This window comes from Trichocoleus sp. FACHB-262, assembly GCF_014696035.1.
Classification (GTDB): domain Bacteria; phylum Cyanobacteriota; class Cyanobacteriia; order FACHB-46; family FACHB-46; genus Trichocoleus.
Genome location: NZ_JACJPK010000082.1, coordinates 1 through 22,220 on the forward strand (window position 1 = coordinate 1; position 22,220 = coordinate 22,220).

The 22,220-nt window shown below is 50.1% G+C and carries 18 protein-coding genes; 6 read left to right on the forward strand and 12 right to left on the reverse strand.

What is annotated here, in order from left to right; translation table 11 throughout:
- Positions 1 to 179: 179 nt before the first annotated feature.
- Positions 180 to 518: a nuclear transport factor 2 family protein gene (locus H6F68_RS16485; protein WP_190560638.1), complete on the forward strand. Its 339-nt coding sequence runs from the start codon at positions 180 to 182 to the stop codon at positions 516 to 518.
- Positions 519 to 575: 57 nt separating this feature from the next.
- On the opposite strand, the gene H6F68_RS16490 is transcribed toward H6F68_RS16485, so the two are convergent.
- From H6F68_RS16490 to H6F68_RS16510, 5 genes are all read right to left on the reverse strand, one after another.
- Positions 576 to 1,331 (reverse strand): hypothetical protein, encoded by a 756-nt coding sequence (locus H6F68_RS16490; RefSeq protein ID WP_190560640.1) that lies wholly within the window; start codon positions 1,329 to 1,331, stop codon positions 576 to 578.
- A 95-nt stretch (positions 1,332 to 1,426) separates the two neighbouring features.
- Positions 1,427 to 2,503 carry a magnesium-protoporphyrin IX monomethyl ester (oxidative) cyclase gene (acsF, locus tag H6F68_RS16495; RefSeq protein ID WP_190560642.1) on the reverse strand — a complete coding sequence of 359 codons (1,077 nt, stop codon included), beginning with the start codon at positions 2,501 to 2,503 and terminating at the stop codon, positions 1,427 to 1,429.
- 247 nt (positions 2,504 to 2,750) lie between these two features.
- On the reverse strand, positions 2,751 to 3,815 hold the full coding sequence (locus H6F68_RS16500; protein ID WP_277876084.1) for an NAD(P)-dependent alcohol dehydrogenase: 1,065 nt from the start codon (positions 3,813 to 3,815) through the stop codon (positions 2,751 to 2,753).
- A gap of 256 nt (positions 3,816 to 4,071) precedes the next feature.
- Positions 4,072 to 4,548, reverse strand: a complete 477-nt coding sequence (locus H6F68_RS16505; RefSeq protein ID WP_190560644.1) for an N-acetyltransferase — start codon at positions 4,546 to 4,548, stop codon at positions 4,072 to 4,074.
- 34 nt (positions 4,549 to 4,582) lie between these two features.
- The gene (locus H6F68_RS16510) at positions 4,583 to 6,613 is read right to left on the reverse strand and encodes a M48 family metalloprotease (RefSeq protein ID WP_242065540.1); all 2,031 of its coding nucleotides are present in this window, start codon (positions 6,611 to 6,613) and stop codon (positions 4,583 to 4,585) included.
- A 182-nt stretch (positions 6,614 to 6,795) separates the two neighbouring features.
- Between H6F68_RS16510 and H6F68_RS16515 the strand changes: the two genes are divergently transcribed.
- Complete coding sequence (locus tag H6F68_RS16515) at positions 6,796 to 7,266, forward strand: NINE protein (RefSeq protein ID WP_190560646.1); 471 nt, start codon at positions 6,796 to 6,798, stop codon at positions 7,264 to 7,266.
- A gap of 8 nt (positions 7,267 to 7,274) precedes the next feature.
- Here the strand turns inward: H6F68_RS16515 and H6F68_RS16520 are convergent, their stop codons facing one another.
- The 6 genes from H6F68_RS16520 to H6F68_RS16545 all read right to left on the reverse strand — a co-directional run bounded on the left by H6F68_RS16520 (position 7,275) and on the right by H6F68_RS16545 (position 13,537).
- On the reverse strand, positions 7,275 to 8,027 hold the full coding sequence (locus H6F68_RS16520; protein WP_190560648.1) for a DUF2996 domain-containing protein: 753 nt from the start codon (positions 8,025 to 8,027) through the stop codon (positions 7,275 to 7,277).
- 19 nt (positions 8,028 to 8,046) lie between these two features.
- Positions 8,047 to 8,940 carry a hypothetical protein gene (locus tag H6F68_RS16525; RefSeq protein ID WP_190552342.1) on the reverse strand — a complete coding sequence of 298 codons (894 nt, stop codon included), beginning with the start codon at positions 8,938 to 8,940 and terminating at the stop codon, positions 8,047 to 8,049.
- A 129-nt stretch (positions 8,941 to 9,069) separates the two neighbouring features.
- Positions 9,070 to 9,612, reverse strand: a complete 543-nt coding sequence (locus H6F68_RS16530) for a hypothetical protein (protein WP_190560650.1) — start codon at positions 9,610 to 9,612, stop codon at positions 9,070 to 9,072.
- Between the two features lie 77 nt (positions 9,613 to 9,689).
- Positions 9,690 to 10,793: an ABC transporter ATP-binding protein gene (locus H6F68_RS16535; protein WP_399314235.1), complete on the reverse strand. Its 1,104-nt coding sequence runs from the start codon at positions 10,791 to 10,793 to the stop codon at positions 9,690 to 9,692.
- A 15-nt stretch (positions 10,794 to 10,808) separates the two neighbouring features.
- On the reverse strand, positions 10,809 to 12,458 hold the full coding sequence (locus tag H6F68_RS16540) for an iron ABC transporter permease (RefSeq protein WP_242065541.1): 1,650 nt from the start codon (positions 12,456 to 12,458) through the stop codon (positions 10,809 to 10,811).
- A gap of 5 nt (positions 12,459 to 12,463) precedes the next feature.
- A complete protein-coding gene (locus tag H6F68_RS16545; RefSeq protein WP_190552344.1) occupies positions 12,464 to 13,537 on the reverse strand; it encodes an iron ABC transporter substrate-binding protein in 1,074 nt (357 codons plus the stop codon).
- A gap of 354 nt (positions 13,538 to 13,891) precedes the next feature.
- Between H6F68_RS16545 and carB the strand changes: the two genes are divergently transcribed.
- The 4 genes from carB (at position 13,892) to mutY (ending at position 20,580) form a co-directional block, all read left to right on the forward strand.
- On the forward strand, positions 13,892 to 17,152 hold the full coding sequence (gene carB, locus H6F68_RS16550; protein WP_190560652.1) for a carbamoyl-phosphate synthase large subunit: 3,261 nt from the start codon (positions 13,892 to 13,894) through the stop codon (positions 17,150 to 17,152).
- A 772-nt stretch (positions 17,153 to 17,924) separates the two neighbouring features.
- A complete protein-coding gene (locus tag H6F68_RS16555; RefSeq protein ID WP_190439820.1) occupies positions 17,925 to 18,881 on the forward strand; it encodes an RNA polymerase sigma factor, RpoD/SigA family in 957 nt (318 codons plus the stop codon).
- A 197-nt stretch (positions 18,882 to 19,078) separates the two neighbouring features.
- Complete coding sequence (locus tag H6F68_RS16560; RefSeq protein WP_242017027.1) at positions 19,079 to 19,423, forward strand: DUF760 domain-containing protein; 345 nt, start codon at positions 19,079 to 19,081, stop codon at positions 19,421 to 19,423.
- A gap of 20 nt (positions 19,424 to 19,443) precedes the next feature.
- A complete protein-coding gene (mutY, locus tag H6F68_RS16565; RefSeq protein ID WP_190560654.1) occupies positions 19,444 to 20,580 on the forward strand; it encodes an A/G-specific adenine glycosylase in 1,137 nt (378 codons plus the stop codon).
- A gap of 45 nt (positions 20,581 to 20,625) precedes the next feature.
- On the opposite strand, the gene H6F68_RS16570 is transcribed toward mutY, so the two are convergent.
- Positions 20,626 to 21,966, reverse strand: coding sequence for a hypothetical protein (locus tag H6F68_RS16570; protein ID WP_199300131.1), 1,341 nt, complete (start codon positions 21,964 to 21,966; stop codon positions 20,626 to 20,628).
- Positions 21,967 to 22,220 lie beyond the last annotated feature (254 nt).

Here is a 22,220-nt window from a genome sequence, read left to right on the forward strand (position 1 = left end):
ATGCCATTGAGATACATTTTGATGCACAGTTGCTTGATGTCATCGGAGTAAGCCCAAGGACGGTAAGACTCGAGAAATTGGCGACCACACTGCTTGCACTGATAGCACTGTCTTCCGCGACGGTGACCGTTTTTAGCCGTGTGAGTGGAGTGACATTGAGGACATTTCATACCTTCATTGTGTCAAAGCCAGCATTACTCTTTCAGCAACGCCCTACACTGGATGAACTCATTGCCGATGACTTAGTTTGGACGATGCACACAGGTCTAGTGGTCAACAAGCAATACGATCTCGAAGCCCATCGCTCTGGGGTCTTCCAGTTCAAAAAGGTGGATGTTAGCGATCGCCAAATCCATTCGTATGGCGATTGCGTCGTCGTCACTCTCCGAGCAGAAATCGCCGGAACCTTTAACAATCAGGCATTCTCAGATGCTTATCGCTTTACTCGCGTCTGGGTACAGCGACAGAAACGCTGGCAAGTTGTCGCAGGTCATGTGAGCCAAGTGACTCCTTTGTAATCCAGTTCCCCTGTGCAGCAATTTTAAGAGGAGAAGTCGAATCTCGATCTGTTTGGTTTATGGCATCCATTCTAAGGAAACTCCCACACGGCTATCCTTAGCAAAGCGGGAGTTTTGTTTTTGGATATCCGTAGACAAGCGTAGATTGTTCGTCACTGCGTAGCCAGCCGACAGCGTCGTTAGCCCTACTTCCTCATCGGAACCAGGAGACACCCAACTTTGAGTTAGGGAGACATCAGCAGCCCCAGTACGAGACATCACCAACAAAACCCGCACCCCGACATTCACTCCATCCGTTGAGTACTGCTCGGTTTCTAAATGACGGTAGCCCACCACAGGTGCAACATTGACATAGCTACCCAAAGGCCGCACATAATAGCGCACATCTCCGCCATAAGCTTCGCGATCGCCATTAAATGCAGCTTGATACTCCCCACTAACCGTTAAGCCACTCCGCCCTAGGAACACATCCTCCACACCCACATTCCAACCGCCAGCGTGATCTGTGGAAGGGAACTGAGAGTAGCCTGCCCGAACTCGCGTCCGAAAACTCGGATCATGTTTGATGTCTGACAACACATCGGGTACCTCGCGTAACCAACGCTGCAACACCGGACTTTCTTCAATGACCTCTGGCTTTAAATCCAAGTCACTCGCAGCCTGAGACACCTCAGGAGATTGAGTTGCAGGCACAGGAGTTTCCTGAGCTATAGCCCCATCACTCCCACTAAAAAGCCCGATCAGTAAGCTGGCAGACAGTCCCAAGCGGAGGGGCGATCGCAGCCATTGCCAATAAATGATTTGTCTCTCCATGCAAGCAATTGATGGGTGAAGAATCAAGCAGGTTCCCATAAAAAAACGGTTCTGCATTCAACAGAACCGCCAGCATTCGGAGCCAATCTGAAACGTTAGCGTACAGTGCCTTCTAGAGCCACCATATCAATCGGCTTCATCAGGTACAACCGTAGCATTTGCCAAGCGATCGCACCGATGTGTGGTAGCTTCTGGAAGAACTTCACGACTTTGGGCTGGTTAGACTCAATGACCTTGTTCAGCTTCAGAAAAGCCTCAGCCGCCTTGTCCATCCGAGCCACAAATTTAGGATTTTCTACATCCAGAATCACGGGGAAAACGCGACCCGCAGTTTCGTTGGTCTTGTTGATCACATGCAAGTCATAGTCCCGCGCATTCAGGCCCAGAGAAGCGTAGAAGCCAGAGCGCTGAAGGTCGTTGAGGTACATGGTGGCAAACACGGAGAGCAAAAAGAAGCGACTCCAGAGTTTTGCTTTCCAATCGTTGAGGAACTGGGGCTGAGCCTTCATGATGGCGTCAAAGAAATCACCATGACGATTCTCATCTTGGCACCAGTTATCAAAGAATCGGAAAATGGGGTAGATGCGATTCTCAGGGTGCGACTCTAGGTGACGGAAGATCGTGATGTACCGCCAGTAACCAATCTTTTCAGAGAGGTAGGTCGCGTAGAAGATGAACTTCGGCTTAAAGAAAGTGTAGCTGCGGCTCTTGGTCAAGAAACCTAAGTCGAGCGACATGTTGAAGTCGGTCATCGCCTTGTTGAGGAAACCAGCGTGACGCGCCTCATCCCGCGACATGAGCGAGAAGCACTCTGCCAGCAAGGGGTTCTTGTCTTTCAGCTTGCGAGCTAGTTCTTTGTAGAGCAGGAATCCAGAAAACTCAGCGGTGCAAGAGCGCTCTAGAAACTCAATAAATAGCTGACGGGTTTCGCCATCAATGTGATCCCAAGATTGCTCAAACTCAGCATCCCGCACAAAATGGTGGCGATTGTAGTCAGCCCGAAATTCTTCCAGGATGGCTCTCAACTCGTCCTCGTTGGGAGAGATGTCCATCTTTGCCATCTCATCAAAGTCGGTGGTGTAGAACCGAGGAGTGAGGATGGTTTCCTTTGCGGGGACTTTGATTCCTGGCTTCAGTTCTTCAAAACCAGGTTTCTTGAGGGAATCTACCATAGGTGTTTCTGCTCTTTTATGATTCTGTGCCTCAGGTCTAGAGCCATGAAAGCAATACAGAGGAAGCCAAGACGTAAATGCGGCATTTTCTATGCACTTTAGTTTACAAGGTCTGAGAGGTTGAAGCGAGGCGATCGTGTTAAGAGTTGCAACATCGCGTCAACTTCTGTGAGTCTTAGTAAAGACAAAGGTGCAGACAAGGCGCGATCGCAATAATCCAAGCGGTTGGTGTCTACGCTCCCCGGCTCTATTCTGATTTCAGGGAAGCCATATCAATGACAAAGCGGTATTTCACATCAGACTTGAGCAGGCGATCGTAAGCTTCGTTGACCTTTTGGATAGGGACAACTTCAACATCAGAGGTAATGTTGTGCTGACCGCAGAAGTCGAGCATTTCCTGGGTTTCTGGGATGCCGCCGATCATAGAGCCAGATAGACTGCGGCGACCCACGAGAAGGCTGAATGCCGCGATATCTAGAGGCTTCTCTGGTGCACCAACTAGGGTAATGTTACCGTCGAGGCGGAGCAGGTTGAGGTAGGCGTTGATGTCATGTTTGGCGGAGACGGTATCGAGAATGAAATCGAAGCTGTCCTCGTGCTTCTTCATCTCGTCAGCATTACGGGAAACGACCACTTCATCAGCACCGAGGCGAAGCGCGTCTTCCGTCTTGTCAGGCGAGGTGGTAAAGACAACAACGTGAGCACCGAACGCATGGGCGAATTTCACCCCCATGTGTCCCAGCCCGCCCAGACCAACCACGCCAACCTTCTTGCCCTCGGTAACACCCCAGTGGCGCAGGGGTGAATAGGTTGTAATCCCGGCGCAAAGCAGCGGCGCGACTCCAGCCAGATCGAGGTTCTCTGGAACTCGCAGAACGAAGCGTTCATCAGCGACAATGCTATCGGAGTAGCCACCGTAGGTAACTGGAGCAGTCTTGTGCTTGTCTGGGGAGTTGTAGGTGAAGATGACATTGTGACAAAACTGCTGAAAGCCAGCTTGGCAGCGAGGACAATTCAAATCCGAATCAACCATGCAGCCGATCGCAGCCAGATCGCCCGGTTTGTACTTGGTCACTGCTGAGCCAACCTGAGTCACACGCCCGACGATCTCATGACCGGGGACAATCGGGTAGGTAGTGGACATGAAGTCGCTCCACTCGTCACGTACTGAATGAACATCAGAGTGACAGATGCCGCAAAACAAGACTTCGATCTGTACATCATGGTCAGTTGGATTGCGTCGCTTGATCTGGGTAGAGGTCAGTGGTGATGTTGCACTGGCTGCGGCATAGGCTTTCGTGTTGTAAATCAATGAATGCTCCTATGGTTTACGTTTGGCACTGCTAATGCTCATTGCTGACCTGTTCCATCCAGTCCCCTGCCTTCGAGTTCTGAATGGCGATATGGGGCATGGCTGTTGTGGCTATAGCTCCGTGCCAGTGTTTCACACCTAGCGAATCCAGACGACATCCTCAGGTTTGATCTCTTGGCTTAGTCCGCCTCCTTGCTGAAGCCAATCAGACTCAGTCTTAAGAAGCGGTGCGTACTCTGCACTTCACACTCTACGGCTACAAAGCTTTCTCTAGCCAAAGTTGTCGTCCACCATGCCACAGCGATCGCTCCGCTCGCAGTCCTAACTGTTGATAAAGGGCGATCGCACCAATATTGCGTTCATTTGTATTGAGGCCGATTGAACGACAACCTTTTTCAATGGCTCGATCAATAGCAAACTGAACCAGTTGTCGCCCTACTCTTTGTCGCCGCGCCTCTGGCAGCACAAAAACATCTTCTAGCTCAGCTTGGTAGCCAACGACCCAAGCAGAATAACGGTAACGACACTGGATATAACCGAGAACATTTCCTTGAGGCTCTTGAGCTAGAAAAAATTCAGTGTCTGGCTCTTGCAATAGTCGGGCGATCGCATCCCAAAACTCTGCATTAGAAGGACTCAATTGCCGCAGCTGATCCCGGAATGCCCCAGCTAGTCGTACCAGTGATTCGAGATCTGCTGCACTTGCAATTAGAATATTCAAATCTGTCGCCATACCTTTTGATAAAAGGCGATCGCTCCTTTTTAACTTATTTTTCTTCTGTTTTTTGTTCTGCCTTTTGTTCTGGTTTTTTCCGGCATTCTAGTTTTTCTTTTCTACTCTTCTTCTCCTTTTCGCATTGTTTGCGCTCTGCGATCAGTTGCTTAACTCTGGCTTTCACTGTGTTGTGTCGTGTGACTCCCTCGTAGGCGTAGCGGTTGTAGCCGTTCTCCTGAATCAGTTTTTCCAGATATTCCACCCGTTCGTTGGTAATGGGGTGCGAGGAGAGCCAACTGAAAGGCATTCTGTCTTTGTCTTCTTTTTCTAGCGTCACCATCAAGTTGCGTAGCCCATCGGCTGCATAACCTGTCGAAGCTAAAATCCGGGTGCCGACAATATCGGCTTGCCGCTCCATGTCTCGGCTATAGTCGAGCACAGCCAAATTGCCGATCGTGCCACCAAACGGGAAGAACTGTGTGGCACTGGAAATCAGATTTCCTTGAGCCACTAACTGAAAGCCGTGAGAGAGCACTGAATGAGACAACTCATGGGCCAAGAGTCCGGCGAGCTCTGCTTCCGAGTTGGTTTTGGCGATCGCTCCTGCATTCAGAAATACCTTGCCACCGGGCAGGGCAAAGGCATTGAGGCGATCGTCCATAATCACATGGAACTCGTACTTGAAATCTCGTCCTGCAACCGTAGCGATGCGACGACCGATCTCATTGACATAATCCACCACTAGCGGATCATCGATTAGTTCCAACTCTTCTTTGGCATCCTTCGCCACACTCTCGCCGATCGCTGCTTCTCCTCGCATCAACATGGCTGTGGTTTGTACCGCCGATAGAGGGCTAAAAGGATTGCCAGTCAGCACAAGACCTGCCACCCCAGTAATCGCATTGGCGATCGCATTCCCTCTTAGCTCTCGCCGCATGTGGACTCGAAAACGCTCCAGATTCTCCTCAGCCAGTTTGGCAAAATCAGGTGCCGCTGGATCGCTGGGATTGAGTAAAGCAAATTGACGAGCCGCGATCGAAGCATCCAGCCATTGCTCCGTTTCCGCCAAAAGCTCGATTTTGACTTTCAGCAAATCTGGTTGGTTGGGATAAAAGGCGGTCGCTCGTTCCAAAACAGTTAGCGCCTCTGGGGTGCGCTGGTCATCTTTGAGGGCTTGGGCCAGTCGCAAGTGTCCGGGCACAAATTGGGGGTGCTGCTCCACCAGCATACTCAGTGGCACAAAGATTCGAGTCTTGAGGTTCTGGGCCATCCCAGCTTCCGACTCACGCCAGTAGACTCGCCCCGCCGGAGACAATTGAGCTGGGTCTAGAATTGGCTCTGGTCGCTGCTTGGCTTCTGTCGCGGCCACTTCTTTGGCAAATGGTGTTTTGGCTTCTCGATAGAGTTTTTCAGCGGCAGGAAACTGACCACCTAAGTAAAGTTGGTCTGCCTCAATCAGTTTTTGTTGTCGCGCTTGTTCTTCAGGGGTAGGGGGTTTCTCAGCTTCCTGTGAGTCAGAATCGCTCGGCTCAGTCTCGCTTGCCTCATCAGTTTTTGACTCTGAATCCGGTTCTGGTTTTGACTCTGGTTCTACGGAATTATCAGAATCGCTAGTCTTGGGGGTTGATTCCGCTGGATCTGATGTGGTTGGTTCTGCCTGAGCGGGTTCTGCTGATGTTTCCGGTGCTGCCGTAGATAGCTCTGGGGTGCCTGGGTTGACTGGAGTTGAGGATGGCTCAGCAGCGTTGGGGGTGGCGATCGCAGGATCAGAAATGGAGGTGTCTGCCGTTGTAGGGATAGGAACAGCATCTACCACCACATTTTCAGCGATCGCAGGCGACTCCACTGGAACCACCAGCCGATCAGAAACTAAATCAGAAACCTCAAAGGTGGCATTTTCGACAGTAGTAGCAGGCGATCGCGTTGTTGAGGAGGATGAATCGATTACTTCTGCGATCGCAGCCGTTGGTACGACAGGCAACATCAACAAGCTCAACAGCAACACTTGTCGGCGCATCCGACTTTGACCTTTAGCACCTTGATCTCTAGCACCTTTGAGCGATCGCCCAGATCTAGCCACCATGACAACCCCCAACGCTTTGATTAAAGTTTGTGATTCATTCACTATGCTTATTGTGCCAAGTCTAACCGCGACAACCTAGCGATTGCGTAGTTTCTTTGACCGCTACTTTTTCTGCGCACAACTGCCGCTGACTTCTCAGCAAAATATCTATGATTGAACAGAAACCTTAACTTGCCAGTGATATGAACAAGGTCGGAACTTCCTACCTGCTTTGGCTAGGTTGCTTATTTGGGATATCTGGGCTACATCGTCTTTACAACGGCAAAATTGTCACAGGCTTATTCTGGATGATGACCTGGGGCCTTTTTGGCGTGGGCCAATTTATTGATCTATTTCTAGTTCCAGACATGGTAGAGGAGCACAACCTTAAATACCGTGCTCGTCTAGGTATGTCGCCTACTGGAGTCCCACTGAGCCAACCTGCTGTCGCAGCTACAGTTCTGAAGCCTAGCCGGGAACAGCTCATGATCAGGCTTTTAGAAGCTGCTGCCGCCAGAGGAGGCAAACTGTCTGTAACGCAAGGGGTGATGGCAACGGGTCTTGGCTTTGCCGAAGTTGAGGCGGTTCTCCAAGAAATGGTAAGAACCGGATATGTTGGCATTGACAACGATCCCGTTACCGGAGTCATCACCTACGATTTCAAAGAACTGTAAGCCAGAGGTTAGTTTCGCACCAACCACTTCTGAGCATTCAGCCGTTGGACTGCACCAAGAAGCAATAGATCCAACGTCACCTTCCGCTCATCAATTAAGAACGGCTCCAAGGTACTAGCTTTGTGACCCGTGTCTGAGAACGAGAAGCCACGCTGACCTTGAATATCGTCCTTAAAGAAGTAGATATTGAACTGTCGTCGTCCTCCTTCCCAGCGACCCACGATCTGCCAGCAATCGGGGGCATCAGTCAAACCAGAAACTTGTACTTTCTGGTTAACAAAGCTTAGATCCAGGTTTTGCAATCCCTGCTTTTCTAAGGCTGTCTTGAGCGCAGGCAGGTAGTGTTGCCCGACAAACTCAGCAAAGGGCTTGTCTTCAACAGCGGGTGCTTTTTCTTTCTTGGCTTTGGCAGCAGGAGCAGCATCGTCTCCTTTAGCTTTAGCGGCACCTGCTTTTTTGGCTGCGGCTTTCTCGGTGGAGCCAGGGCCAGGATCAGCCTTAGCTGATTTTGCTGGCTTATCTACTGCCGTTTGCGAATCAACGTCTGGACGCGAGGCTTCAGTAGTGGGTTTTTCCCCAGCCGCATTAGGGTTCACATCAGGGTTGGCTGTTGCTGGATCGGGAGCATTGGCCGAGGGAATATCCGTCGCAACCGCTTCATCGGTGCTGGGCGCATTCTCTTCCGCAACGTCTGGGGCTTGTTGGTCAACCGTGCTAGGAGCAATTTCTCCAGCGTCATTGTGATTGGTGGGTTCTGCCATTACTTCGTCAGTCCTTCACTTAGATCTCAGCAACCGCTCGTTCAATTAAGCGACGAGCCAGGGTTTGCACCCCTGTGTGTTCATAATAATTCGTTGTCATATCCAAGAACGCGCCGAGATAGTCTAACTTGTCATTGGAAATTTCAATGAAGTTTTGCAAGTGACTCACGACGGTCTCAGGAGTTAGGTTACGCGAGGTCACAAAGTTGCTCATCCAGCCTTGGGTGGAAGCAAAACTTTCGTTAATAAAGCCAAGTTGTCCAGCGGGATTGCCTCCTGGAATTAAGCCACCAATTTGCTTGAAGACGGGATGCTGGGTCAAGTCGCCAGGATTGAGTTGGCTGAGAGCAGACTGAGTTTTCAAAATGAAGTCTGGTCCCAGAGGAATCAGGCCATCGAAGCAAACCAGCGCTGCCATCCGCATTAGAGATTCACCACTGTAGTCACCCAAGGAAGCAACGAAATCACCAATGCTGTCGCCGGGAATGCCGTTAATTTGACAAAAAGCGACTAACTCAGTCACCAGCTTCAAGCTCAAGTCAATGGTTTGGGCTTTGTCGGCTTTGGGAGTGACGCGATCGAGAAAAGACAGAAACGATACTCGCTCACTGATTTTGTTAGCTAAAGCGGCTGCACCCAAAGCTCCCCCCGCACTATTCACGGTTTGGTAAAGCCACATGGCGCGTTGATAGCCCTGCGAGGGGTCGTTGTAAAGCTGAATTGCCCGCTCGCCAACTTGTTGAATTACTCCCTCATCCGTCTCACCTGTGATGGTGCGAATGGTGTTGTCAAACCCGACTAAGTTTTGCCATTGCCCAGGCACCACAAAGTCTAGAGCTTTGAGCGCATAGACGGTCATGTTATTCGTGGGTAGCTGATCGACCAATTCAAAGATTGGTTTAGCCTGACTCATAGCAAAGACTCCTTATTTCTGTATTTATTAGCCGATGGGCTAGATTTACCCTGATTTTGATGGTTCTCGTTTACTCAAACAGTCTTTAGCTCCGATTTCCGGAGTGATAGTACTTCTGAGGCAGCGCTATTACCTTTTTTGAGCAGTCGTCGGTAAGTTTCTTAACCCGTCAAGATCGAATCTTTGCAACCATGCTTCGCGATCGCTCTTGGTAAAACCTGGATCACGAGAGAGCACTTTGACTTGATAGCGATCGCCCACCAAAACGCTGGTTGCGGTGGTGCCTGTCTCAACCGCTGGGTAGCCTGCAATCGTTCTAGTGCTTTGTTGGTACTTGGCGGCAGCATTGGGGTTACTGGTGGTGTCTGAGATTGCTAGCATTGCTACATCCTTACCCCCTTGCTTCAGTTTGGCTTCCGCAAAACCTGCTTTTTCTTGGGTATAGACGCGGTCATAACCTCCGCCTGGCTGTGGAAAGAATTTGTTGAATTGCCCCCCGGAGGTAGGCTTAGCAGCAGTTGTAGTCTTAGCTCCAGTGGTTGGCTGCTTCTGAGTCGTTTCTTGCTGCACCTGATCCCAACGGGAAGGCTCTTCGGGGGCGCAAGCTGTGGTGAGCAACAACAGGGACAAACACAGCCCTGCTAAAATCTGTCGCGTGCGAGGAAAAATCATTGCTAACTCCTGCCATAAAAGGGTTTTAAGGACACATTCATCCCTATTATGGCGATCGCATTTGGCTTATCCGGAAACTACAGAGTTTTTGCAAGTTTGGGTATGACGTTGGGGAAGATGCGTAAAGCCTGCTCTGGCACTGACAATTGCACGCGAGTCCCAATTGGTAGATTAACGGCTGTGGTAGTGCGGGCGTGGAGTTCCTTTCCAGAGGGGGTGCTGAGGCAGTAACAGTACTCCCGACCTAAAAAGTGGCGATCGCGAATCACCACGGCTGCTTCCGGGTCAGGTGCGAGTAATAGATCTTCTTGACGCACCATTAGGTCGCCGCTTTCGCTCTCGATCCATTCATCAGGCGGCAATTTGAAGTGGCCCACTTCTGTCTGCCAAATCTGCCCTTGCTGCTGCGCCGCTATAAAGTTGGCTTGGGTAACAAACTCCGCAACAAAGCGGGAAGCAGGATGGTGGTAAACCTCTTCCGGTGTGCCAAGCTGCTCTAGTCGCCCTTGCTGCATCACTGCCACCTGATCTGAGATCGCCAATGCCTCTTCTTGGTCATGGGTGACAAATACCCCAGAAATGCCAGCAGATTTCAGCACTTCGCGGATTTCTTCGCGTAGGCGTAAGCGGACTTGCACATCCAAATTGCTCAGAGGTTCATCGAGCAAGATCAGGGCAGGACGGGGAGCCAAGGCCCGCGCCAAAGCCACTCGCTGCTGCTGGCCGCCAGAAAGTTCGTAGGGATAGCGGTTTTCTAGCCCTTGCAATCTGACTTGGGCGATCGCGTCTGCGGTTCTAGCCTTGATTTGCGCGGAGTCTGCGACTTTCTGCAACCCAAAAGCCACATTCTGCTCCACGGTCAAGTGTGGAAACAGAGCAAAGTCTTGAAACACCATGCCGACCGATCGCTGCTCTGGGGGTATCCAGGTGCCTGGGCTAGCCACAGTTCTGCCTGCAAGGGCGATCGCTCCTGACTGCAACGGTTCAAATCCAGCAATCATCCGCAGGAGTGTCGTTTTACCGCAGCCCGAAGGCCCCAAGAGCGCCAGTAAATCTCCTTGAGCCAGGGTCAGGCTCACGTCCTCTACGGCGGCAGTAGAGCTGGTAGGAAATTGTTTAGTAACGCGGTCAAGTTGCAGAATCACGGGTCGGGTCATGGTCGAGCTAGGCAGAGGAAACATAGATACAGAGCAAACTTAGCGGTGAGCTGTCCTCGCATGGTCTTGCGCCAGAACAAACAAGGTGGAGCCAGCAGATACCAAGAGCATCGCTAGGGAAGCAGCAGCAGCCTCGGCAAAGGAAACATTCTCTGTGGCTTGCCAGATCTGCGTGGCTAATGTCTTAAAGCCAATCGGGGCCAGCAGAAGTGTCGCAGGCAATTCCTTAATTGCAGTTAAAAACACCAACACCGTTCCACTTAGAATGCCCGGACGCACCAGCGGCAGCGTAATTTCTCTCAAGGTTTGCCAGGGGGTGCGACCTAAACTTCTGGCTGACTCTTCCACCTGAGGATTCACTTGCAGTAGCGAACTCCGGACAGTACCGACCGTTTGCGGCAGAAACAAAATCAGATAGGCAAACACCAACAGCGGCAGAGTTTGGTAAATCCAGGGCAAGTAGTTAGCGCCAAAAAAGACCAAAGACAAAGCCACAACAATCCCTGGCAAGCCAAAGCCAATGTAGGAACAACGCTCGATTGCAGTGGTAATTCGTCCCGGAAATCGCACCGACAACACAGCGACAGGCAGAGCAAACAAAATCGCTGCGATCGCTGCCAATCCTGCCGCTGAAATGGAGTTGAGGGCCAGGTGCAGCAGATCGGTTAGAGCCAGCATATCGACTTGGGCCAGCCATCCCCGCACTAGCCAAAAGATCGTCATGGCAAACGGCAACACCAAACTCAGCGCTACAATCGCGGTACAAAACAAGAGCGCAGGCCATTTCCACGGCCCCAGTTTGACCAGTTGAGGAGAGCGTCTGACCGCAGCGGCACGGCTGTAGTACTTAGCCCGCGATCGCACTCGGTACTCCAACCACAGAATCGACAGCACCAACCCCACCAGTACTAGCGCCAGCACCGAAGCTGAAGTACGGTCAAAACTGGACTTGTACTGCAAAAAAATTACGCGAGTAAAGGCATCAAACCGCATCAGCGACGGCGTACCAAAATCGCGCAAAGCATACAAAGCGACGAGCAACCCACCTGCCACGATGGAGGGGCGCAGTTGTGGCAGCGTCACTTGCCAGAAAGTGGCCCAAGGGCTACGTCCTAAACTCCGCGCCACTTCTTCTAGGGCGGGATCAATCCCTTGCAAGCCAGCCCGCACGCTCAGCAGCAAGTAAGGATAGGTAAACAGAGTCAGCGCTAACAGGGTTCCGGGCCAGCCATAAATCGAAGGTAGTTCCTGAACGCCCAAAGGTTCCAGCAACAACTGCAAGCCACTCCCCCTAGGCCCAAACGTCGCCAGCAGCGTAAAACTGCCCACATAGCTGGGAATCGCCAATGGCAAAGTGGCTGCGATCAGCCACCATCGTCGTCCTGGTAAGTCAGTCCGCAGCGTTAAAAAAGCGATGGGAATGGCAATCAACGCCGATAGCAAAGTCACAGCCGCCGCCATTCCCGCACTATTTAGCAGCACAGTGAGCGTCCGGGGCCGAGACAAGAGCGTCCAAATTTGCTCTGCCCCGATCCCCGAAGTCCGAAACACCAAATAGGCCAAAGGTAAAGCGATCGCGATCGCGACCATTGCCCCAGCCAAAGTCAAGAACAAAGGTGGCCCGGAAGCCCCCCGCGATCGCCACATCCATCCCTGTAAGAGACGGTGCAGCCCCTTGGAAACCTGCATTCCCTCTAGATCACTCCAGTTGATTGCAGCAGTTTCAAGGTCGCATCCAAGTCACTCAAGCTAGCCAGGTCAATTTTTGGCGTCTGCACCTGATCTAAACTCTTGAGATTACTACTTGCTACCTTGACTCCATCGGCTAGAGGATATTCGCGAGTCTCGGTCGCAAAGTAGTTTTGCGCTTCGTTATCTAACAAGAAGGCAACGAACTTCTGGGCCAGTTCTGGACGCTTAGCACTGTCTAGAATTGCAACGCCTGCAACATTCACCATAGAACCCGCATCACCTGTGAAGTGATGCTCTACAGGAGCATTGGGGTTCTCCACTTTAACTCGCTCTAGATAGTAGTGGTTGACCAGACCCAAAGCGATTTCACCGCGAGACAGGGCTTCCACGATGGGCACATTCTTGGGATAAACCTTGGGTTCATTGGCTTTCATGCCTTCCAGCCATTGCTTCGCCTTCTCTTCCCCTTCTGTAACCCGCAGAGCGGTAACAAAGGCTTGGAACGAACCGTTCGTCGGTGCCCAACCAATTTTGCCCTTCCACTTCGGATCGGTGAGGTCAAAAATCGACTGTGGCAACTCTTCCGCTTTCACCAAATTGGTGTTGTAGTCCACCGTGCGCGCACGGCCCGTAATGCCCACCCATTGCCCAGTCGGGGAGTGGAAGCGATCGTCGACCTTGGCGAGCACAGCATCCGGTAACTTGGTAGTGCGATTGGCTTTTTGTAGCGCCCCCAATGCCCCTGGATCTTGAGCAAAGAAAACATCCGCAGGACTATTCTTTTGCTCTTCTAAAACTGCGGCCACTAATTCAGCCGTATCGCCATAGCGAACTTGAACTTTAGTACCTGTTTCAGCTTCAAACTTTTTAATTAGTTCCCCGACGAGCTTTTCATCTCGACCGCAGTACACTACGAGTTCCTCACCTGTGCCGCTGCTAGCCGCAGTGGTGGCACTCGGAGAGTTAGCGGGAGAGGTTTGAGCATTGGGTGTGGAGGAGTTGTTAGAGCAAGCGATCGCAACTCCTCCAGTTGTCACCGCCAACCCCAACAGGGACAATAATTTACGACGTTTCACAGAGTTCTCCGTACAAGTTGTAGAATCACTTAATCAAAAAAACTATCAATAAAAGCAAGCAACGGCTTTTATTTTCATTTCATCAAAAAGCTGCCAATCAAAGTGGGTGAATCGGTATACGACAGTAGAGCATCGCGATCGCCCTAGTCAATATTAATGCAAGTAATTCTCAATTCAAAATCAGAGAAGCATCATGAGTTGCAATCAGAAATCTTGATCTGCTGATTTAGCCCTGCCTTTACCCCAAAGTTTGCTGACAATCCTCCGGAAAAGTGCTTAAAACGATCAGCAACTCCTAGAAGAAACCTTCTACAATGAGTGGGATTTACGAACCATGAACGCTTTAGCAAGACTATGCCTCGTCGCGATGACCTCCGCAAGATTTTGTTGATTGGCTCTGGCCCGATTGTGATTGGGCAAGCTAGTGAGTTTGACTACTCAGGAACTCAGGCTTGTAAGGCACTGCGAGATGAAGGCTACGAGGTGGTGCTGGTCAACTCCAACCCAGCCACAATCATGACGGACCCAGACACCGCCGATCGCACCTATATCGAACCACTCACCCCTGAGCTACTAGAGAAAATCATTGCTAAGGAGCGACCCGATGCCTTGCTACCCACGATGGGAGGGCAAACGGCACTGAACTTAGCCGTTACGTTAGCTAAGAACGGTGTTCTAGAGAAGTACGGCGTAGAGTTGATCGGGGCTAAGTTACCTGCGATCGAAAAGGCAGAGGATCGCAAACTCTTTAAAGAGGCGATGGAGAAAATTGGGGTTAGCGTCTGCCCCTCTGGCCTCGCGGAGAACATGGCAGAAGCTAAGCAAATCGCGATTCAAATTGGCTCCTATCCACTAATTATTCGTCCCGCTTTCACCCTAGGGGGATCAGGCGGTGGTATTGCCTACAACCAAGAAGAATTCGAGGAAATTTCTCAATCTGGGTTAGATGCCAGCCCTGTCTCCCAAATTCTGATCGAACAATCACTCTTGGGGTGGAAAGAGTACGAGCTAGAAGTGATGCGCGATCTAGCCGATAACGTGGTAATTATCTGCTCCATCGAAAATATTGATCCGATGGGCATCCACACAGGCGACTCGATCACCGTTGCTCCTGCCCAAACTTTAACCGACAAAGAATATCAACGACTGCGGGATGCTTCGATCAAAATCATCCGCGAAATTGGGGTAGAGACGGGTGGCTCCAACATCCAGTTCGCCATCCATCCCGAAACAGGCGACTTGGTGGTGATCGAAATGAACCCCCGCGTCTCTCGTAGCTCCGCTCTTGCTTCCAAAGCGACAGGATTCGCGATCGCCAAAATTGCTGCTAAGTTAGCCGTTGGTTACACCTTGGATGAAATCCCCAACGACATCACTAAGAAAACCCCCGCTAGCTTTGAGCCGACGATCGATTATGTCGTCACCAAAATTCCTCGCTTTGCCTTTGAGAAGTTTCCCGGTTCTACCCCCGTTCTCACTACTCAGATGAAGTCCGTGGGTGAGGCAATGGCGATCGGTCGTACCTTCCAAGAGTCTTTCCAAAAAGCGCTGCGATCGCTCGAAACAGGACGGGCTGGCTGGGGCTGCGATCGCGCTGAAAAACTGCCCAGTCTAGAACATATTCGCGCTTCTCTACGCACTCCTAACCCCGATCGCATCTTTACGGTGCGTCATGCGTTTCAAATGGGCATGACTGTCGCCGAAGTTTACGAGCTAACTGGCATCGATCCCTGGTTCCTCGACAAACTTCAAGAACTGCTAGAAGTAGCCAAGGCGATGAAGCGCAAGTCACTGCAAGAGTTCAGCAAAGAAGAACTTTATGCAGTCAAGCAGCAAGGGTTTAGCGATCGCCAGATTGCCTACGCGACCAAAACCACTGAAGACGAAGTTCGAGCTTATCGCCAGAGCCTGGGCATTATTCCGGTCTACAAAACCGTCGATACCTGCGCCGCTGAATTTGAGGCTTACACGCCTTACTACTACTCCACCTACGAAGAAGAAACCGAAGTTCTCCCTTCCGACAAACCCAAAGTCATGATCTTGGGCAGCGGTCCTAACCGGATCGGTCAGGGGATTGAGTTCGACTACTGTTGTTGCCATGCCTCCTTTGCTCTAGCCAAAGAAGGGTTTGAGACGATCATGGTTAACTCCAACCCCGAAACCGTTTCCACCGACTACGACACCAGCGATCGCCTCTACTTTGAACCCCTGACCAAAGAAGACGTGATCAACATCATCGAGGCAGAGAATCCCGTCGGCATCATCATCCAGTTCGGCGGTCAAACCCCACTAAAGCTAGCTGTTCCCCTTCAGGAATATTTGAAGCAGCGGCAGGCTACCAGCGATAGCGCTAATTCAGATTCCATCCCGAAGATTTGGGGTACGTCCCCCGACTCCATCGACGTGGCTGAAGATCGGGAGCGCTTCGAGAAAATTCTCCGCGAACTGGATATTCATCAACCACCCAACGGTCTGGCTCGCAGCTACGATGAAGCCCTGTCTGTTGCCCGTCAAATCGATTATCCCGTCGTCGTGCGTCCAAGTTATGTGCTGGGTGGTCGAGCAATGGAGATTGTTTACTCCGATGCTGACCTAGAGCGCTACATGACCTATGCCGTTCAGGTCGAACCTGATCACCCGATCTTGATCGATAAGTTCTTAGAGAATGCGATCGAAATAGATGTGGATGCGATCGCCGACCAAACCGGACAAGTGGTAATTGGCGGCATCATGGAACACATCGAGCAAGCGGGCATTCACTCCGGCGACTCTGCTTGTTCTCTGCCCACTACTTCCCTCACTCCCGCAGCCCTCGACACCATTCGCACTTGGACCGTGCAATTGGCCAAAGCTCTAAATGTAGTGGGGCTAATGAACATTCAGTTTGCGGTCCAAGGGGAGCAAGTTTATATCATTGAAGCAAACCCTCGTGCCTCACGTACCGTTCCTTTTGTATCCAAGGCGATTGGTTTACCTCTAGCCAAGCTTGCGGCTCGGATCATGTCAGGTCAAACCCTAGAGTCAATCGGGTTTACAGAGGAGGTGATTCCCCAACATCTCTCTGTCAAGGAAGCCGTTCTCCCCTTCGACAAATTCCCTGGCACAGATACCATTCTGGGGCCAGAGATGCGCTCGACCGGAGAGGTGATGGGCATTGATACAGACTTTGGCAAAGCCTTCGCCAAAGCAGCTCTCGCAGCGGGTCAGCGTCTCCCTCTGTCGGGAACTGTGTTTGTCTCCATGAGCGATCGCGACAAAGCTGCCGTTGTCCCAGTGGTACGCGACCTGATTGACATCGGCTTCCAAGTTGTTGCCACCGATGGCACCCGCAATGTCCTCCAAGAACATGGTCTAGAAGTCGAGTTAGTGCTGAAGCTGCATGAGGGACGGCCTCACGTGCTGGATTCAATTAAAAATGAGAAAATCCAACTCATTCTTAACACTCCTTCTGGAGAAGAAGCCCAAACCGATGCCCGTCTGATTCGCCGTAGTGCTTTGTCTTACAAGATTCCCATCATCACCACGATCGCGGGAGCAAAAGCTACTGCCGCAGCCATTCGCTCTTTACAATCTCAACCGCTAGACGTGAAAGCTCTACAGGACTACATAGCCTAGTTGGCCCATAGCCCCTATCCTGAAGCCTAGCAGTTGAATTCCCTAGGATAAAAGAAGAGTTATACTCCTCATCTTTTAATGGATGGGGAGTATTTTTTGTTGTAGATGCCCCCATAGAGCATTTACGATTTTTTTAGATATGCATTACGATAAGTTACCTTCGCCATACACCAGCCCCTAACCGCTAACTTAGGAACGGATGGCGATCTTTAAAGTTGAAAGCTGCCACAAAAGCACCGATGCCTTGAAGCTGTAGTTGATTTATGAGAGCTTCGGTCGTGAGCAGAAAATCTTAAAACAAGTTAACAATTCCTAGTCAATTCCAGAATTGCAGGGTTAATGATATTCACTGAATTTTGTTGCTCAGGATGCATTCGTGTTACCGATTCGCGGGTACTCTAACGGTACATTCCCCGAAAGCCCAAAATTCAGTCTGAGGAGGTATGCCCAAGCTTTTCTCAGAAATGTTACGATTGTTAACATTAAAACCCCTAAAATATTAAGGCCTTAGGCTTCTTATGTTGACAGACACTAACCTCCTAGTCGAAATTGCTATTTCTATCAGCTTAGGAATCGGGTTGGCTGCATTAAGCTTACGTTCCAGATCAGAAGCTCCTGAATACTCTGCGATTCCTATTCCTGTTAAACCTAACCGGAAGCCGTAAGTTCATCTTGGTCTAGCTGAATTTGTTCCTTGTGTATATCGCCGGCTATTTTTAGCCGGTACCCTCTATTTGCCCCTCGTGTCATCGTCAATCTAAGACTCAGCGCCATGAAAACTGCTCAGACTTCTACCGATCCCGTACGCGCTTACCTCCGAGAAATTGGTCGTGTTCCGCTACTGACCCATGAGCAGGAAATCCTTTATGGAAAGCAAGTTCAGCGTGTAGCAGTGCTTTATGAAATTCAAGAAGCTTTGGCTGAACGCTTAGGCCATGAACCAAGCTTTGTGGAATGGGCAGAGCAAGCCAAAATCTCTGAAAGCGAACTCAATCAGGCGATCGAGGAAGGAGAAACTGCAAAACGCAAGATGGTAGAAGCCAATCTGCGCCTAGTTGTATCTGTTGCAAAGAAGTACATTAAGCGCAATGTTGACTTATTGGATTTGATTCAGGAAGGCACGATCGGAATGCAACGTGGCGTTGAGAAGTTCGACCCTTCCAAGGGCTATCGTTTCTCTACTTATGCTTACTGGTGGATTCGCCAAGCGATTACCCGAGCGATCGCGGAAAAGGGCAGAACCATTCGTTTGCCTATTCACATCACAGAAAAACTCAACAAGATTAAGAAAGCCCAGCGACAACTGGCTCAAAAGCTTGGCAGAGCTGCAACCGCTGGGGAACTAGCGGATGAGTTAGAACTCACGCCTCGCCAAGTTCGAGATTATTTGGAGCGGGCACGGCAACCGCTATCTCTGGATTTGCGAGTGGGTGATAACCAAGATACTGAACTAGGTGAACTCCTCGAAGACACCGGACCTTCCCCAGAAGATTTTGCGGCTCAATCTTCGCTGCGGGCAGATTTAGAGCGGTTGATGGCTGACCTCACACCTCAGCAGCAGCAAGTCCTAGCCTTACGGTTCGGCCTGGAAGATGGCAAATCCATGACCCTAGCCAAGATTGGCGATCGCCTGAACATCAGCCGAGAGCGGGTGCGTCAGATTGAACGGGAAGCTCTAACCAAGCTGCGTAAGCGCAAAGCTGACATGCGGGAATACATCGCTAGTTAACCGCCTGTTACCCTATAACCTCCAGAGCGGGACAACCCATCGTCTTTGGTTCGGTTCTACCTACTGCCTGAGTTCACTACTCCTGTTAGATTGGATTGTAGAAACTTGTAGAAACGTTAACAGTCAAATAACTTAGACAATTAAGCATCTCCTGCTTAATGTCGAGGCTGTTAAGTTCTACTGTCAGGAGGTCCAAGTTGAATAACTCATCTAACCCATTTCCAGAAGTTTTTGGAAGCAGCACCGAGTCTAGTGACTTGCTGTGGCGTTACGTGCAAGCGATGAGCCCTGAAACGGTCTCACAACTATCCAAACCAACCTCACCTGATGTCTTGCAGGTCATGGAGCGCAATGTCATTGGATTGTTGGGGGGGTTACCTTCAGAACATTTTGAAGTAGAGATCACTACAAGTCGTGAGCACTTAGGTCGTCTTCTAGCCTCCGCTATGATTAGTGGTTACTTCCTCCGCAATGCTGAGCAGCGGATGGCCTTTGAAAAATCTTTGCTTGCTTCTGAAACCTATACTTCTGACGCTGAGTAGGTAGACCACCAGGATTGCCCGTGTCCGCAGTTAACAATAAATCCATTCAACAGAATTCGGTAAATTGGGAAGTCAGTTTGCCGAGTTCTGCTGTATTAGAGTTACGGCGATCGCTTTTGGATTGGTATCACCAATTTGGCCGTGACTTACCTTGGCGGCGCAATCGAGATCCTTATGCCATTTGGATCTCAGAGATCATGTTGCAGCAAACTCAAGTCAAAACAGTCATCCCCTACTATGAACACTGGCTGACTTTATTTCCCACTGTTGCCACCTTAGCAACCGCTGAACAGCAACAAGTGCTAAAAGCATGGCAAGGTTTAGGATATTATGCTCGCGCTCGCAACTTACACCGAGCTGCCAAGGTGGTTGTTGAGCAGCACGGCGCTACTTTTCCCCAAGATTTAGCAGATGTTCTAAACCTCCCTGGCATTGGCCGTACCACCGCTGGCGGGATTTTGAGTGCCGCTTTTAATCAAGCAGTGGCTATTTTGGATGGTAATGTGAAACGAGTGCTAACTCGTTTGGCGGCAATAGAGGTTCCTCCATCAAAGGCAAGCAAACAACTCTGGGAACTCTCTGAGAATCTCCTTGATCCGGAGCAACCTAGAGATTTCAATCAAGCCTTAATGGATTTAGGCGCGACGCTTTGTACTCCCCAAAATCCTGCTTGCCTGATTTGTCCTTGGAGCACTCACTGCCGAGCTTATCAATTCAATCTCCAATCTGAACTACCCATGTCTGAAACTCGCGCCCCTATTCCTCACAAGCTGATCGGTGTTGCCGTGATCTGGAATAACGAAGGCCAAATCCTCATCGATCGGCGCCGTCAAGAAGGATTATTAGGTGGCTTGTGGGAATTTCCTGGCGGTAAGGTTGAGCCAGGGGAAACCATAGAAGCCTGCATTCAGCGAGAAATTCAAGAAGAGTTGGGCATTGAGGTAGCCGTGGGCGATCGCTTGATCACCGTTGACCATGCCTACACCCACTTCCGCGTCACTTTAAATGTGCATCATTGCCGCCACGTCAGCGGGGACCCACAACCGATTGAATGCGATGAAGTCCGCTGGGTGACTTTGGCAGAAATTGATCAGTTTCCCTTCCCCAAGGCGAACGTACAAATCATTGAAGCCTTGCGTCAAACCAGCAACGTCTAACTCATCTACATTCAACCCAATTAGAGTTGGGCAAGGGCGATCGAATCACTGAAAGCCCTTGGCCGATTTCTTTTTGCCTTTGTCTTTCGCCTTAGACTTACTTACTTCAGCTAGCGCCTCCTGAAACAGATCATGTAAGTGCACAGGTACGCTCGCAACTTCTGGTAAATCAGGCTCAAGTGGCTTATCAAACTCTTGCAGCAATCCAGGCAAATCCTGCTGTAGTTGAAACTCTGGCCGCTGTAATACCGTTTGCAGCAAACTTTCTAATTGCTTAGGATACTTCTCAGCCAAACGATACCAGACATAAGCATTAATCTCTGGGCTCTCCAAGTATCGGCGAACCAGCTTATCAGCATTGTCAGCAATACTCAAATCATCAGCGATCAGTAAACTTTCGAATCGATGGTAGGTCGGTAGAAACATTTGACCCCAGCGAGGATGGGCTAATACTGTCACTTTTTCTGCTTTCTTTAGTTCAGCAGGTAGCTCAACCTTAGGCATCACCATTTTCATGGCTTGTGTACTTTCCATGACTTTAGCTACAGCCTTAGCATCAGCTCCTGCTGCCTCTGCTACCAACTCCATTTCAGCTGAGTCTACTCCTGCTTCCGCAGCTATTTCCGCGAGAGACTTAGAATCATCAATGCCAGCATCAGCTAGACGTTGTTGTGTCACCTTCTCCTGCATCTCAGCAATTTTCTTACTGAGTTCATAACCAGACATTGTGACTTCATCACTACCAAAGAAGTCTAGAAAATCCTGATGATATTGTTCTACCGACTGCCAAGATTGCTCTAATAATTCTGGTGCATCACTATAGAGAGCATGTTTATAATCTTGCTTAAAGTTACCGATCGCCACTGCCAACTTAGGTTTACCTAATTTCCCCATTGGAATGCAGGGTCCAGAAAACATCCACTCTGTTTCAGTTAGAGGGGAAATTCGAGCTAGTAAAATATCCCCAGGTTGGAAACGAGACATCTCTTGTTTTGTCGCTTCATTATTAGGCTTAACTACATAATGCTTGGCAGTCAGCCAATTCATTAGCTCAAACCCATCGACAAGAGTCTGCTTAATTTCAAACAATCCGATAAAGCTGTGATGCCAACTTAAAAGCAGGGCGCGATCGCTCTCTGACAACTCCGCTTGATCTTCCAAAAACAAATCAAGCGGAGTTTTATCCTCAACCTTACCCTCGGTCAAAAATGTATCTAACCACAAATTTCTCTGATTAATATCAGGTTGTTGACTGCGTAAATGCTCAGCACTATACACTTCCAGTGCTCGCGCCAACTCCCCTTCCGCTTCCAGGACAAATTCAATCAACGCTTGCTTTAAATCTTTCGCTCGTTCCAGAATGGCATCCACGGTCGTATCTCCCATAAACGATGCCACGATAAGCTTTCCAGTTACTGAGCGTCAAACACCTTTCGGTAGAAACTGTTAGAGGAGAGTAAGCAGACATATTGAGGTTTCACGTCAAGAATAATTGCATCATCCTACGTACTGTCAGTTCCCTAGGTAATACCAATTCTTCAAAGTAGAGCTACAGATGCTACAAAGCTGGTGTGGAGTTCAAGCAATCAATATGGCCGGGGTATACCAGCTAGAGATTACCGAGAGTGAAGCAGAACTCA